A 15,332-nucleotide genomic window follows, 5' to 3' on the forward strand; every position below is an offset into this window, starting at 1 on the left:
ACACGCGTACGTAGTGATTCGGATGTACGAATTATACGCTTGAACTTGGTGTGAACAATTCTCTGCCCATCAACTACCGATTCGGCGTTCTAATGGTCAAAAATTAGCCAACACGAAAAGTTTGCCAAAATTCACTCACCACGACGCTATTCATAATGCTTATTCCGATACGAGGAAAACCCAATTCGTGAAAATTGATGCGTTCCAGTAGGGAATTTGATCTTCAAGGCATGGGACTAATCCCAAGCTTCTCATTGTTACCATTGTCCATCGTAATGGAAGCTTTGTCCTCAGAATTCTTGGAAAAACCCCAGCTAAAGTGAGATGAACCGGAGTGCGCATCCGTTCCAAGATTTTCCGACAACAACCGTAACGGCTAGTTCGAAGCCGTAGATGCGTGGTTACTGGAATCGAGTGAAAGTGAGATACCCGAGTCTGCAAATTGCGGTTTCCACGCTTGGAGAACCTTGAGGCCGAGAATGCCCCCTAGATGTTCATCCGAGGGTTGTAGAACCACAACTGATACATCCTGCAAAGTTGCCGAACCAATACGAATGCGTTGGACACGGCCTGAACGGGCTTTTGTTTGGTACCCTCCTGGCAGGGTTACGGATTCCAGTGGCCCAAGATTCTTCACTCCGGCCGAAAAGGCCATGTTTGAGGTTACGACAAGACGATCGGTATCAGACTCGACAGTTACGATACTGGGGAACTGATCGTTTAATACGATGCCCACTCGTTTCTGTTTCCCTTGTAAGAACAAAGGAACGTCGTCCATGCCGATCGATGCTTGCGCTTTGCGTCGTGCCTGATCGATTTGCTCAGGGCGGAACAGCGGACCCACTTCGCACTCTGGCTGCAAAGAGATCCATTTGGACACTTCTCGCGGCAGCTGCCGATACTGGGTACGAATGTCCGATTGTCGCGTCTCGATGCGAGCGGTGAGCACGGCGGCTTGTTGATGCATCAAGGTGAGCGCTTCCAGCATGGCCCGCATATGCGGTTGCCCGCCAAGACGATCTGGAGCAACGCCGTCGCGCAGTTCACGACTGGCCTTCTTCAATTGCTCAATCTGCTTTTGAACCTTCTTTTCTTCGTCGGTTCCGACCGCATTTCGACGCATCAAAGCCGCGATCTCGTCGATCAGCTTGTTGGCTGATTGCTGTTTCTGCCAGTGCTCACGATTTTCTTCCGCCGCGAGAGAGATTTGACGTTTCAAGGTGATCGTGCGACGCACGATATCGTCCAGCATATCGAGATCATGCTTGAGGCCGATTTCTTCGGGAAGCACCCATCGCGAACCAAATTTCTCGAATCCGTGTGCATCGAGATTTGCCGCAGGTTCAGCGCATCTCGCGAAGTTGGAGATCGTGCCCAAGAGGGCGACGCTGAGCAGGCTGGCAAGCCAAGGACGTATCGCGATCGATCGATCCATGAGCACTTCGAGCTTTGACGACTAGTAGAAAAGAGTTGGGGAGGTGAACTCCTTGCACCACCCCAGAATCTTATAGTTTGCAGGGAAGTAAGAAAAACTGCAAATGAATCGTCATAAAGTTGATCGTCAATCCACCCGATTCTACGGGAAGACCGCTTCGATTTCTTTAAGTCGAGCATCCTCCGACTTGGTGGTTCGGTTGCCGAAGCGGCCCAGCACGTCACCTACAGCGGTGGCAACTGCAGTCGCTCGAGACATGATGCTTTGCTTCAAGTCGGCGACTTGTTCTGGCGTCATTTGCGACATCACGGCAGTGATGTACTCCTTCCAAACGGCAAGTCCTTCCGCCGTGGGACCATCTTTCAGCCAGTGATTCATGACCTCGAAGGCTGGGTCACCCGGCGCCATGTTCCAATCTTGCGCCATCTTCATAATCAAGTCACGCTCTTCAATGTTCAGCACGCCGTCTGCATAAGCAACGCTGATCAGCGGATACATGGTTAACGCGGCCATATTGCGTGGTCTGATTCCTAGGCCGATCAGCTTCTCAATCAAAGCTTTGTCCTGGATCGCAGTCGCCTTGGACAATTCGTCGACCAGATTTTCTTCGGCAATCTGATCGCGCAGTTTTTCCCACAAGGCCTCGTTTTGCTGAACGAACATCGAATCCAACAGATGTTGATAGTCGGACTCATTGAACGTGTGGTGGGGTTGATCCGTCACGGGACTGTCCTTCGATTCAATGGGGAAAAGTCACGGCCAATAAAGACCACAGTGGGTACCTGTATTGTACTTTGACTCGTCGCGTTAAACCAGAATGGGTAGCCTACTTACGCGGCTCATTTATGTCCCGATATAGCGAGCATGAAGCGATCTGGCTTCGGCTGGATCGTCGGTGCCGTGGACGATACAACGGCCATCCCCGAAAAGCGTAAATGCGTGATCGCCGATGGTGGCTCGCAGAAGGTACGGATTTGCTTCCACGGTTCCATGTTGGCGTAGGTTTTCTGCCAAGGCGGTTAGATCGACTGACTCTTGTTCGGCAAAACTTAATTGAATGGCATTGCGACCGCAGAGGACCGCCGATTGGCTTCCCCGCTTACCGGCGAGCCATTCCAGATTGTGCTGACCGCAAGCCGGACAACCGCTACGATCGTTAATACTGCCAAGCTTTACCGGGCGAATGCGATTTTCCCAAAGATCGAAAACCGTTAGCGTTCGGTTCACTTGCGTTTGGTGGCCACTTAGGATCTTTAACGCCTCCATGCTTTCCAGCGAAGCGATCACGCCAATGATCGGCGCTAGAATCCCGGCCGTGTCGCAAGTTGGTGTGGTTCCAGGAGGAGGCGAATCGGGAATGATGCAGCGCAGGCAGGGGCCCTCGCCAGGCATGATCGTCATCGTTTGCCCTTCCGCGCCAATGCAGCCACCGTAAACCCACGGAATGCCCAGCTTGAGCGAGGCATCGTTCAGCAGAAAACGGACTTCAAAATTATCGGTCCCGTCAACAATCACATCGACACCTTGGCAAAGGCGTTCGATGTTGCGGTGGTCGACATCCGCGATCTCGGCTTCGATCTGAATATCAGAGTTCGCAGCGGAAAGATGGTTCTTCGCGGCAATCGCCTTGGGAAGCCGTTGCCGAACGTCTTCCTCCGTGTAAATGACCTGTCTTTGCAGATTATTCCATTCGATGTAGTCGCGATCGACAATCCTCAGCCTGCCGACACCGCTTCTCGCAAGCGTGTTAGCGATCACTGATCCTAATGCACCGACGCCAACCACCAGGGCCGTGGCATGGGCGAGACGTTCTTGCCCCTCACGGCCGAAGCGCGCATAGCTCATCTGCCGAGCATATCGGGCGAAGGGATCGTTGTCAGGTGTCATCATCCGCTTGTCTTCGGTAAGAGCCACAATCCGGCGTAATCCGCCCCGTGGTCGAGGTCGGCTTGAAACTGATCGCACATTTGCCTTAGTTCGTCCGGAGTATGATTCTCCAATTCACCGCGACGTGTGGCAACAACCGGGATCTTTCTTTCTGGCTTCCACGCAGTATTCAGAAGGTTTTCCGAAACGCTTACGAACTGCGCCCAAGCGGGGATTGGCTGTCCCGCTTCAAGGTGCGTACCGATTAGCACATGGGAATGAACGAGCTTGCCAAGATCCTCGCGGCAATCGAACGGGAGAATCAGCATCAGTACGGCTGCCGATTCGCTGGCGGTTGCTATCAACTCCGGCGTAGGAGACTCGCTATGGATAATTCGTGGGCATCCATCTTGCGTCGCGGTAATCGCCGCCTCTTTGGTCAGAAAGGAGTCAATCCGAACCAAGTTAGAAGTGGAATGCGAATCCGTTGAGAGTTGAGCCGCGCGAATCAACCATCTTCGATCCGCTGTGTAAAAGCTGTCGCCACGGATGCGTAGATCGCGAAGACCGATTAGTTCATCCGAGTTGGAAAGCTGATAATAGGCCGGCGACTCAGGAGTCCACAAACTTGGCTCGGGAATAGTGGTCTTCCACGCTTCACGACCAGCGAGTTCGGTCCTCTGGAATCGGAAGGTCGCGGGTAGCGTTCGGCCACGTTTACTGAAAGGACCTGAAAGCGACAGTGTCTTGGTGTCAACGGAATTCCCTAGCGGAAAATACCAAACGTCGGCTTCCAGCGAGGAAGTTCGCCCTTGTCGAAGCATGACGTGCAAGCTCACACTTTCAGGTGTTTTAGCGCGGCGGCCAAGTGCCTGCCGGTGACCGAATCGGAGTTCTCCGAGATCTCTTCAGGCGTTCCCATCGCGACGATATTGCCCCCTTCATCCGCGGCGCCAGGGCCCAAATCAATGATGTAGTCGGCGGCCATCATCACATGGATGTTGTGTTCGACAACGATCAGAGAATGTCCGATCTGCAATAGGTTCGCGAAGCAATCCAGTAGCTGAACAATATCCGCAAAGTGCAAGCCAGTGGTTGGCTCGTCCATCAAGAATAGCGTGCGGGCCTTTTTGGTGGTGGCCAAATTGCCTGCCAGTTTCAAGCGTTGGGCCTCCCCTGAGGAAAGTGTGTTGGCGGGCTGACCCAATCGCAAGTAGTCGAGTCCGACCTCGTTCAACAGGTTCAGCTTAGCTTGAACTTTCGGTTGTCCACGGAAGAACACGAACGCTTCTCGAACGGTCATGTTCAATACGTCGGCAATGCTCTTACCGCGATATGTGATCTCTAGGACTTCCTTCTTATATCGCTGTCCTTTGCATTCGGGACATTTCACGTACACGTCGGCCATAAACTGCATGTCGATAGCGATATGTCCATCGCCGTTACAGCTTTCGCAGCGTCCCCCTTGAACATTGAAGCTAAAGTGGCTTGCGGTCAAGTTGCGGGTGCGTGCTTGGACCGTGCTGGCAAAAACATTGCGGATTTCGTCGAATGCTTTGATGTAAGTTACGGGGTTGGAGCGTGGCGACCGTCCAATCGGGCCTTGGTCGACGAGCACGACATCGTCGATCTGTCCGTCGCCAAATACGTCGTCGTATGGCAGGCTCTGGATGTTTTCCTTCCGCTTTCTGCGGCAAAGGGCAGGGTAGAGGGTTTGATCGACAAGCGAGCTCTTCCCAGCACCAGATACCCCCGTAACGACCGTAAGCACGCCAAGCGGGAATTCCACTTCCAGGTTTTTCAGATTGTTGCCACGAGCACCTTTAAGGCGAACGCGACCGTGCGTGGTGGCGCGACGGGCGCGCTTGCGGACGACGCTCCGGCGGCCAGAAAGGAACTCGCCGGTAAGGCTGTCTTCGTCTTCCTCGATCTCCGTCGGCGAACCTTGGAACATAATCTCACCGCCTCGTTCGCCCGCCCCGGGACCAAACTCGACAATTTGATCGGCGGTGCGAATGAGCGTCTCTTCGTGTTCGACGACAACGACCGTATTACCGCGATTTCGCAGATCGACAATCGCCTCGTTCAATCGAGTGATGTCGCTTGGGTGGAGACCAGCGGTTGGTTCGTCGAGCACGTACAGCATGTTCACCAGGCTCGATCCCAGCGTGCTGGTGAGCGTAACCCGTTGGGCTTCACCGCCACTTAACGTGCGTAGGGAACGATCGAGGGCCAGATAGCCAAGACCGACGATGCATAGGTATTCCAGCCGAGCGAGTACTTGCGGCATCACTTGCCGACACAACGCGCTTTCATAGTCGCTAAGCTTGATTTGGCGAAAATGGGCGACCGCGTCGACAATCTTCATCGAGGAGATCTCGGCGATGTTCTTTCCACCGACCCGCACGGCGAGTGCTTCAGGCCGCAAACGAGTTCCTTGACAGGCTTTGCACATGCGGAAGCTCCGCCAACGGCTGAGGAAGACTCGCATGTGCATCTTGTACTTGCGTCGCTCGAGCCATGCGAAGAATCCCTTGAGCCCGCCAAATTCGCGTTCCGGGACCCCTTCAATGATCAGATTGACCTGCTTTTCGGTCAGGTCACGGTAGGGCGTATTGATCGGAATATCGTAGTCGGGAGCGAGCGCGATCAATTCTTCCAGTTCGTGTTTGTATGCCGGCGTGTTCCAAGGGGCGATGGCGCCTTCGGCGATCGACTTGCGACGATCGGGCACAATCAGATCCATGTCCATATCGATGATGTTGCCAAAGCCTTCGCAGTCAGGGCAGGCACCGAGCGGACTATTAAAGTTGAACAGGCGTGGATCAGGTTCGATAAACTGGAGGTTGCATTTCTCACAGCGAAGCTGGCTACTGTAACGTAGCCTGGTCCAGGGCTGACCATCGATCTCGACAGAGACCCCGTTGCTGGCGAGCTGCCCTCGTTCGGTTGGCTGAACCAGGATTTCACAAACGCCGTTTCCCTGGGCGAAGCCTGATTCCAGCGATTCTCGCAACCGTTCAATCTTCAGCGAATCGAGCGTCAGGCGATCGACGACGATCGAAATCGATTCACCAGCTTGCAGCCGTTTGGTAAGCGGTTCATCTTGGTCTGGCGTCAGTGAGACCGTTTGACCATCCGAGATCGCGCGAACAAAGCCATCTTCACGAAGTTGCTCGATCAGTCCCTCCGTTTCATCAGGTTCGCAGATAATGGGGAATGCAACCATCATTCGGCCACTGCCCTCGGCGGCAACAATTTGATCCGCGACCCGACCTGGGGTGTCCTTCGTGATCTCTTGTTGGCAACTTGGGCAAATGATGACGCCGATTTTGCTAAATAGAAGACGCAGGTAGTCGGTCGTCTCGGTCGCGGTTCCGACCGTTGAGCGGCTCGAGCGGGTATCGTTGACCTTGGTGACGGCTAAGGCCGGAGGGATGTTGTCGATCCGGTCCGCTTCAGGTTTCTCCAGTCGATCAAGAAATTGCCGTGTGTAGGCAGAGAAACTCTCGATATACCGACGCTGTCCCTCGGCGTAAAGCGTATCGAGGGCCATGCTCGTCTTCCCACTCCCGCTGACTCCGCAAAAGACGATCAACTGGCGATGTGGAATGTCGAGGTCCACCTTTTTCAGGTTATGAACTTCAACCCCTCGGGCTTCGATCTGCATGGTCGACAAGGCTCGGCGTTCCCTTGATTCTTTTCCATCACGAGAAATGAATTTTTCATGGTAACCCGATTGAGGCCGTGAGAATACCGGGGGGGATGACTGTCCGCTTGTACAGCACTTCGGGGTTCGATAAGTTTTCAGTGTTCGGAGTGACTCATTATTTCAGGAGATCAATCGTGAAGATTCAGAATATTGACCAAGGAGACGCGACTCCAGTCGAGATGGATGGAGTTGCCGGATGCCAAGTGAAGCAATTGATCAGCCAGCAAGATGGAGCCCCGATGTTCGCCATGCGGCAGTTTGAAGTGGCTCCTGGCGGCTACACCCCCCACCATCATCACCCATACGAACACGAAGTTTACGTGATTTCTGGGGAAGGGGTAATCTTAGAGAACGATGCACCTCGGCCAATCAAAGCGGGCGATGCCATCCTGGTGGAACCTGATGAGATCCACCAGTTTCGTAATACCGGTAGCACACCGCTTAAATTTCTATGCTTAGTTCCAAACGCAGCCAATAATGCCCAGTTCCCTCCTGAGTGCCAGAAATAACCGGTCGCACTCGATTTCGGTCGAACGAACCCGGAATCGAGAATTCTCCTGGAAAGGTGCATCGTATGTCGGTTGAACAGGATATCGAGAAGCTACGCGACGAGATCCGCTATCACGATCGGAAGTATTACGTTGAGGCAACTCCGGAGATATCCGACCTCGACTACGACAAGCTGATCAACAAGCTGAAGGAGCTCGAAGCGAAGCATCCTGATTTGATCACGCCGGACAGTCCGACTCAGCGAGTCGGCGATGCCCCTGTGCCTCATCTCGATCAGCATGCCCACCGTGTGCCGATGCTTTCGATCGATAATACATACAGCTTAGAGGAGTTGAAGAAGTACGGCGAGCGGATCACCAAGCTCTTGCCCGAAGAAAAGATCGCTTGGGTCGTCGAATTGAAGATCGACGGTGTCGCAGTTTCGATTCTGTACGAAAACGGTGTTCTCACGCGAGCACTTACCCGTGGTAACGGCACGGTTGGGGACGATATTACCCACAACGTTCGTACGATTGCTGATGTACCATTACGGATTCATGGGAAGGATATTCCGCCGCAATTGGAAGTGCGGGGGGAAATCTATATGACCAATGCCGACTTAGTCAAACTCAACGAAAAACAGGCCGAGGCAGGTCTGCCGGCGTATAAAAACACCCGGAACGTGACCGCTGGTACGATCCGTCTCTTAGATCCGCGTATCTGTGCGGAGCGCAATTTACGCTTGTTCTGTCATGGCGTCGGCTTCGTCGAAGGGATGAAGGCAACTTCGCATACCGAATTCCTGAAGGAATTGAATTCCTACGGTCTACCAGCGACACCCTTTGTGAAATCGTTTGTCGACTTCGATTCGGCAATTGAACATTGCCAGGAACTTATCGAATCGTTGCACGAACTGGAGTTCGAGGTCGATGGGTTAGTGCTCAAAGTCGATCGATTTGAGCAGCGAGATAAGCTCGGTTCAACTGCGAAGAGCCCGCGTTGGCTGATTGCTTACAAGTTTGAAAAATACGAAGCGACGACGACGGTCAACAACATCGAGGTCCAGGTCGGCAAGACGGGCGCGATCACGCCAGTTGCCATCCTCGAACCGGTCGAACTGGCCGAGACAACCGTCTCTCGGGCGAGTTTGCACAATGCCGAGGAGATTGTGCGGAAGGATGTTCGTATCGGTGACGTGGTTGTTGTGGAGAAAGCTGGGAAGATCATTCCGCACATCGTTCGTACCGAAAAGCACGAACGCAAGAAAGAGCTACCGCCATTTCCCTTTCCAACAGAGTGCCCGTCGTGTGGGACCACGGTCGTGAAAGACGAAGGAGGCGTCTACATTCGCTGCCCTAACTGGCAAGGTTGTCCGGCCCAGATCAAAGAGCGAATTCGCTATTATGCAACTCGCAACGCGATGGACATCGAAGGTTTGGGAGACAAGCTCGTCGATATGTTGGTCGACGAAAAGCTCGTTCATACCTATGGCGATCTATACCGGCTAACCGCGGATCAGATCGCTGCCCTGCCGAGAATGGGGAAGAAGTCGGGCGAGAAACTAGTTACTGCGGCCGAAGATAGCAAGTCGCGCGGCCTGGCTCGCCTGCTCAACGCTCTATCGATCCGGCACGTTGGTGCTCGCGGAGCTGAGCGATTGGCGCTGCATTTCGGTACCGTAGAAGCATTAATGAATGCGTCTCAGGAGGAAATCGCCGAAATCGAAGATATTGGCGATGTAATCGCCGCTTCCGTGCGGGAGTTCTTTCAAAGCGAATTTGGGAAAGAGACGATCGACGACTTGCGTGGTGTCGGCGTTTCGACCGAGGCGACGAAGCGTACTACGGAGAGTGGACCGACCGTATTAGATGGAATGTCATTTGTGGTGACCGGGACCCTCTCGAAGTTCACCCGGGACGAAATCGAAGAGCTAATCCGGGCTCGAGGCGGTAAAGCTTCGGGTAGCGTCTCAAAGAAGACCAACTATCTGGTTGCTGGGGAAAAGGCGGGTAGCAAGCTCGCGAAAGCTGAGTCTTTGGGAGTGCCTATCCTTACGGAAACCCAGTTCGAGGAACTGCTAGCAGAGCTCGACGCAGGCATTTAGTTTTCATGCTAATGACCGGGGCCTGCGCGAATTGGGTTAGTGCCGAACTGACAAATCTGGTACTGTCTTCCCCGGTTTGACGGAAGAATGCGCCGTCGGGAGTAAATGCGTGCGCCTGTTACGCTGACAAAATGTCGCAAGGAATGCGATAGATGCAAGTTTGTGGATTCACGATATTGCGAGACGGGGTTCGTTTTGGATACCCGTTTGTCGAGAGTATCAAGTCGGTTCTCCCGTTGGTTGATCGATTCGTCGTTCAGGTCGGGGATTGCTCGGATAACTCCTTAGAAGTGCTCCAGGCAATTGCCGATCCAAAGATAGAAATCGAAATCACTCCATGGGATCCCGAGATGCGCAAGGCGGGCGAAGTTCTCGCCTACCAGACCAATCTGGCCTTGGATCGCTGTGCTGATGCCGATTGGTGCTTCTACATTCAAGCAGACGAAGTCATTCACGAGGCGGATTACCCGGTTATTCGCCGAGCCATGGAAACCAACTGGCATCGACCGTGGATTGAAGGACTACGTTTCCGCTATTTGCACTTCCGTGGCGATTACAGCATTCGCGATCCGCTTGGCTACCGACGCCAGATTCGCATCGTGCGTAACGATCGGCAGATTCGTAGCGTGGGAGATGCCTGCGGCTTTGGAAAGAACGGTCGCCGACTCTTTTCAAGTTCGATTCGTGCTCGTGTGTTTCACTACGGTTACGTCCGGCCTCCCAAGGCGATGGCCGAGAAGACGGCACAATTTCAGCAGTTTTACCTATTCGATAAGCAGGGCAAGCAAGTCATGCAGCGGAATGACAATCCGCTGAAAGAGGTCGGAGAGTATATCTACGACATGCAGGCTTGTGTTCCTTACGGTGGCTCGCATCCAGCACTGATGCAGGATCGAATTGCCGCCAAGGATTGGGAAACGCCTACTTTTCAACACGTCCCGCTGTGGCGGAACAAGGTCTGGTGGCGAGGGCGTCTGCGAAAAGCGTTTCCTCAGATCTTCGATCCTAAAAGACCGCAGGTCGACCATCAGCCGGCTAAGACCGAAGCTTCCAGCGTTTCGATCAAGTCGGTTACCTCGGCCAAAGCGGCGTAACGTAAAGCGGCTTTCGTCCCGAACAAGAAGACAACAAGGCCATCCAAATCGTTTGAATTGGATGGCCTTGCATTTTTCTTGCGATTGATCTGGCGTCGCGAACTACTTCGACGATGTTGGTTCGATATCTTTCAGCGAACGGCCTAGACGCTTACGGCTACCCGATCGGGTGCTGCCGCTGGAACTGCTCGAATTGCTGAGCTTCTGCTGCGACTTGGCGTTTTGAAGGAAGCCGAGCACGTTGTTGTCAGTGCCCTCGGCTTCGGTGGGCATGCCGATTTCTTCCACGGCATCGGATACGCCCAACAGGACTGCTGATTTAACCCCGTTACGCATCCATTCAAAGAAATTGAAGTTGCTCATTTCCGTACCTTTATGCAAACCGCCCATAACTTGGATTGGCGTGGGACGGTATCAGGTAACGGATAGCCGGTCCAGGGCAATTCAGTAAACAACCGTTGCGACATCGCTAGTTTCAGAACGTGCTATCACCTCGTTCGGATCACTAGCAAGTTGAGCCGTAATGCCAATGTGTAATGCGATCATTGAACAACACGCATGTTCGGCACAACCGGAACGGATGCCCCGCATTTTAGAATAGGCAGTCTAGAAAGAGCTTTATGCCTGCACAAACGCTGACGATAACGAGTGCTGTCGTAAGGATACGGTAGCAATCAGATTTCGTGCTCGCCGCAGGAGGCAGGTGGAAGATGACGGACGGATATCGCAGAAATTCCCAAGGATATGACGGGGAAGAACAAGGCTACGAACCATACAGCTGGGGTTCGTTCGCATTTGGGATCATGCTGGGCGTGATCTTGGTATATGTCTTTGCAGTGCGTCCTTCTGAAGAGCACCTGCACGAGCTCAATATTCGCGTCTCACGTCTCGATCGTACGGTCGAAAAGCTAACGAAGGCGAAAGAAACTGTTGATGGGACGGTCGACCTCTTGTCGCAACTGGCCAAGCAGAAAGAATTGACCGAGCAGGTCCAAGTCGTGGCCGATATGAACGAAAAGCTCAAAGCTCAGTTCAGCCGGCTTTCGACAATGAATGCCGATATCCACGAAGCTCAGGTCGCTTTGGATCGTATCGCCAGCTTGCACACCCGCGTTTCTGATCAGTACCCGATCGCTATTCAAGCCGAACAAGCGTTCAACCAGTTAGTGAACTTGCAATCGCAAGTCTTGCTGTCACAAAAAGACAGCCGCCTTGCCAGTTCTTCGTTGTCGGACCTGTTGCATTTGCAGCAGCGAATTGTGCAGCAGGCCGAAGATGCACGCTTGGCGGATATGGTTTTAAAAAATGTTTTTGCCATGCAAGATGATCTGATCGACGGTCAACATCTCGCGGAAAAAGCACGACGTGTGGCGAACAACATGATCCAAATCGAAACCGATTTAATCTGCCAGACCGAAGATTCCCAATTTGCGGTTCAATCTTTGGACCAACTTCTGACGATGCAAAGAAAATTGAATCGTGCGGGACGCACCATGGAGGACGGTCAGTCCCTCGTGGGGGAGCTGCTGGCTCAGGAGCAAAACCTGAAGCCCAGTTCGTCTCCGTCCTCACTCGCAAGTCCGTGGCACGCGTTGCAGACGCTGGCAGCACAGATGGCGCCGAAGCGACTGCTCCCGATGAGTTCCTCGGAACTGCATCGTCTTGCGGATCATTTGAGTCAGGGTGCACCCCAGTACGTTGCCGACCTTGTCGCACCAACTGCTGCCGAGGTCCGCTAAGACGATTGTTTGGCCGCTAAGTCGAGCCAACACCCCATCGCACAATTGCAGTTTGATACGGCGGCACGGAGGTCATAAGTCCATGTACGCCAGCATTGAGAGCGTCTCGCGTTGTTCGCAACACGGGACGCTCTTTTTTTGCTTCTTGGCTGGCACTGCTGTCGTCTGCTATCACCAAAGATCGTCCTTGGCGCTAACGATTGACCTTGGCCATGACTCGGAAATTTCCTATATGACGTCCTCGCGTTTTCAACCCCCGGACGCCGCAGTTAGGAAGTTCCCGCATGGGATGGTTCTCCCTTCGAACCACATTTGTATTGAGTTTCATCGTTCTCTCGGCACTAGCCCCGCTTGTGCACGGCGACGATCAATATGCGTACAGCGAAATTGGACGAAGTTACTTCGAGTCTCCGGTAGGTGAGTCCGATACGGCGGAGTTCGTCCACTATCTGGAACCTGAGGCCGATCTACAGTCATCGCTCAGCGATATAATGCGATTGCCGCCGCTACCAGAGTTGCCTGCCCCGAAACCGGCTACTACCGAAGCGACCAATCAGCCATCTCCTTCGGACACACCAACAGAAACCGCGCCGAAAGACGCCAAGCCGGCTGAAGAAGTTCCTCCTCCCGAAAAGAAGGAACCAAAGGAAGAGAAGCCTGCCGAATCGGAAAAGACACCTGGAAAACTGCCAGAGGTCGAGATTGAAGATTTGGAAGAGGAACGAAGCTATGGCTATCTCGACTACGTCCCTTACGGACAGTATGGCCACGTCGACTACTGGTTCGGCGAAGCGAAGTGGAAGAAAAGTGCGGAGCTTGGATTCAACGGTCAGACAGGTAACACGATCTCCAACAGTTTGCGTGTCGGCGGAAAAATTCGCCGTGAAGGGATAAGGACGATCTTTACCTCCGAATTCAAACACCTGCGGACCAGCGACAAGGACGGTTTGACCCAAGACAATGCATTCTTCAAGCATCGCTTGGAATGGCCGTTAAAATTGCACGAGCGGTGGGCTTTGCATGAGAATACCAACCTTGAATACGACGCCTTCAAAGCGTTTGACTTGCGATTGGTCTTCAATGGTGGTCTCAGCTACAAGCCGTATAAGACCGACAAAACCGATTGGACATTATCCGCTGGTTCTGGTTTTTCGCAGGAGTTCGGCAGTCCACAGATGGGGGTGATCCCGGAAGGTTCATTCGGGTCGGACTTCACACACAAGATTACCGATAAGCAGACCTTGACGTTTAATTTCGACTTCTACCCAGCGTTCGAGGCTAATGAAGGTTATCGTTTCACGAATGAAGCGAGCTACTCGATTGCCTTGGATCACGGCCTATCGCTGAAGATCAGTGCTTACGATCGCTACGATAGTACGCCGAATAATCGTAAGCGAAACGACCTGGACTACGCCTGCTTGCTGTTGTGGGAATTCTAAGCGGAATGGATATCCCGTGGCGCATCGCCTTTTCGGGTGGTTTATAATTCCGAGAGCGGATTCACCGCTTCCCCTCAGAATATTCCTTAAGGAGACCACCTCATGCGTCGTACTGTGTTGGCCCTATCTTGTCTTTTGATGTTGATCTGGATGGGCATCGCCCAGGCCGATGAGGGCAAGCTGAAGGCTCTTATCATCGATGGGCAGAACAATCACGGTATCTGGCCCAAAACGACGCAGATGATGAAGTCTTATCTCGAAGAGACGGGTAGATTCAGCGTTGATATTGCCACGACTGGAAAGAACTCGACCGAAGGTTTCTCGCCCAAGTTTGCCGACTATGACGTAGTCGTAAGCAACTATAACGGTCAGGCTTGGCCCAAAGAAACACAACAGGCTTTCGTTGACTACGTGCGTGGTGGCGGAGGCTTGGTGGTGATTCACGCCGCGGACAATGCTTTCAGCGATTGGGACGAATACAATCGCATCATCGGCTTAGGTGGCTGGGGCGGACGCAACGCCAAAAGCGGACCTTACGTTTACCTCGATAAAGAGGGAAAGCTGATTCGTGACAAGTCCGCCGGCAACGGAGGACATCACGGCAAGCAGCATCCATTTCAGATCGTTGTCCGAGACAGCGATCATCCCATCACTGAGGGGATGCCCAAGGCTTGGTTGCACGCACAAGACGAGCTCTATGATCAGCTCCGTGGCCCAGCCGAGAACATGAAAGTCCTCGCCACAGCTTACTCCGACCCAGCAACGGGGGGGACGGGTCGTCACGAACCAATGATCATGACCGTCAGCTATGACAAAGGACGCGTTTTCCACACGCCGATGGGCCACGGCGATTATTCGATGGAATGCACCGGATTCATCGCCACGTTTCTGCGAGGCACCGAGTGGGCTGCCACGGGAAAGGTGACACTCCCCATTCCGGAAGATTTTCCCGAACCCAACAAGACTTCGCAACGTCCTTATGAACCGGCGAAATCTTAACGCTTAGTAGGTAGGCATGCTTGGGTCGATGTCTTGGGCCCAAGCATGGATTCCGCCGGCCATGTTTTGCACCTTGGGGAAGCCCTGTTCACGCAGCCACTGGGTGACTCGCATACTGCGACCACCATGGTGGCAATAGACGATAATGTGCCCCTGACGCTGTGGTTCGAGCTCGCCAATCCGTTGCTGAATTTCGCTCATCGGAATCAGGGTCGCCCCTTCGATTCGCACCAGATCGAACTCGTTCTGCTCGCGGCAATCGAGCAAAAGGAATTCAGCACTTTGCTTTTGCAGCCCCTGAACGTCGAGGCAGGTGGTTTCGATCGGGAGGCTTGTTTCATCTGACATCAAAATCGCTCTTCTAAAATATGGCTTCACTTAGTGTCGAATCTATCGGATCAGACGGTGCGTCGTCCAGTAGGAACGTATCTGGTAAGTTGAACGCCTTCGACCGC

At 53.3% G+C, this 15,332-nt stretch carries 13 protein-coding genes; 6 read left to right on the plus strand and 7 right to left on the minus strand.

Annotation, left to right across the window (positions count from 1 at the left end; all coding sequences use genetic code 11):
- Positions 1 to 376 precede the first annotated feature (376 nt).
- The 5 genes from C5Y83_RS03570 to uvrA all read right to left on the minus strand — a co-directional run bounded on the left by C5Y83_RS03570 (position 377) and on the right by uvrA (position 6,971).
- On the minus strand, positions 377 to 1,435 hold the full coding sequence (locus C5Y83_RS03570; RefSeq protein ID WP_105328268.1) for an aspartyl protease family protein: 1,059 nt from the start codon (positions 1,433 to 1,435) through the stop codon (positions 377 to 379).
- A gap of 141 nt (positions 1,436 to 1,576) precedes the next feature.
- Positions 1,577 to 2,158: a hypothetical protein gene (locus C5Y83_RS03575; RefSeq protein WP_105328269.1), complete on the minus strand. Its 582-nt coding sequence runs from the start codon at positions 2,156 to 2,158 to the stop codon at positions 1,577 to 1,579.
- A gap of 120 nt (positions 2,159 to 2,278) precedes the next feature.
- A complete protein-coding gene (locus C5Y83_RS03580; protein WP_233207075.1) occupies positions 2,279 to 3,349 on the minus strand; it encodes a ThiF family adenylyltransferase in 1,071 nt (356 codons plus the stop codon).
- Positions 3,322 to 4,125: a hypothetical protein gene (locus C5Y83_RS03585; RefSeq protein WP_146117608.1), complete on the minus strand. Its 804-nt coding sequence runs from the start codon at positions 4,123 to 4,125 to the stop codon at positions 3,322 to 3,324. Before C5Y83_RS03585 ends, C5Y83_RS03580 begins: the two co-directional genes overlap by 28 nt.
- Before the next feature lie 11 nt (positions 4,126 to 4,136).
- A complete protein-coding gene (gene uvrA / locus C5Y83_RS03590) occupies positions 4,137 to 6,971 on the minus strand; it encodes an excinuclease ABC subunit UvrA (RefSeq protein WP_105328271.1) in 2,835 nt (944 codons plus the stop codon).
- Positions 6,972 to 7,147: 176 nt separating this feature from the next.
- On the opposite strand from uvrA, the gene C5Y83_RS03595 reads away from it, so the two are divergent.
- From C5Y83_RS03595 to C5Y83_RS03605, 3 genes are all read left to right on the plus strand, one after another.
- Complete coding sequence (locus C5Y83_RS03595; RefSeq protein ID WP_105328272.1) at positions 7,148 to 7,522, plus strand: cupin domain-containing protein; 375 nt, start codon at positions 7,148 to 7,150, stop codon at positions 7,520 to 7,522.
- A 65-nt stretch (positions 7,523 to 7,587) separates the two neighbouring features.
- A complete protein-coding gene (gene ligA, locus C5Y83_RS03600) occupies positions 7,588 to 9,606 on the plus strand; it encodes an NAD-dependent DNA ligase LigA (RefSeq protein ID WP_105328273.1) in 2,019 nt (672 codons plus the stop codon).
- A 152-nt stretch (positions 9,607 to 9,758) separates the two neighbouring features.
- Positions 9,759 to 10,700, plus strand: a complete 942-nt coding sequence (locus C5Y83_RS03605; protein WP_105328274.1) for a glycosyltransferase family 2 protein — start codon at positions 9,759 to 9,761, stop codon at positions 10,698 to 10,700.
- A 102-nt stretch (positions 10,701 to 10,802) separates the two neighbouring features.
- On the opposite strand, the gene C5Y83_RS03610 is transcribed toward C5Y83_RS03605, so the two are convergent.
- Entirely contained in the window at positions 10,803 to 11,063 is a 261-nt protein-coding gene (locus C5Y83_RS03610; RefSeq protein WP_146117609.1) for a hypothetical protein, read from the minus strand.
- 347 nt (positions 11,064 to 11,410) lie between these two features.
- On the opposite strand from C5Y83_RS03610, the gene C5Y83_RS03615 reads away from it, so the two are divergent.
- The 3 genes from C5Y83_RS03615 to C5Y83_RS03625 all read left to right on the plus strand — a co-directional run bounded on the left by C5Y83_RS03615 (position 11,411) and on the right by C5Y83_RS03625 (position 14,877).
- The gene (locus C5Y83_RS03615) at positions 11,411 to 12,439 is read left to right on the plus strand and encodes a hypothetical protein (RefSeq protein ID WP_105328276.1); all 1,029 of its coding nucleotides are present in this window, start codon (positions 11,411 to 11,413) and stop codon (positions 12,437 to 12,439) included.
- A 284-nt stretch (positions 12,440 to 12,723) separates the two neighbouring features.
- Complete coding sequence (locus C5Y83_RS03620; protein WP_105328277.1) at positions 12,724 to 13,878, plus strand: DUF481 domain-containing protein; 1,155 nt, start codon at positions 12,724 to 12,726, stop codon at positions 13,876 to 13,878.
- Between the two features lie 102 nt (positions 13,879 to 13,980).
- A complete protein-coding gene (locus C5Y83_RS03625) occupies positions 13,981 to 14,877 on the plus strand; it encodes a ThuA domain-containing protein (RefSeq protein WP_199194971.1) in 897 nt (298 codons plus the stop codon).
- A gap of 3 nt (positions 14,878 to 14,880) precedes the next feature.
- Here the strand turns inward: C5Y83_RS03625 and C5Y83_RS03630 are convergent, their stop codons facing one another.
- Positions 14,881 to 15,225 carry a rhodanese-like domain-containing protein gene (locus tag C5Y83_RS03630; RefSeq protein WP_105328278.1) on the minus strand — a complete coding sequence of 115 codons (345 nt, stop codon included), beginning with the start codon at positions 15,223 to 15,225 and terminating at the stop codon, positions 14,881 to 14,883.
- Positions 15,226 to 15,332 lie beyond the last annotated feature (107 nt).

This window comes from Blastopirellula marina, from assembly GCF_002967765.1.
In the GTDB taxonomy this organism is placed as follows: domain Bacteria; phylum Planctomycetota; class Planctomycetia; order Pirellulales; family Pirellulaceae; genus Bremerella; species Bremerella marina_A.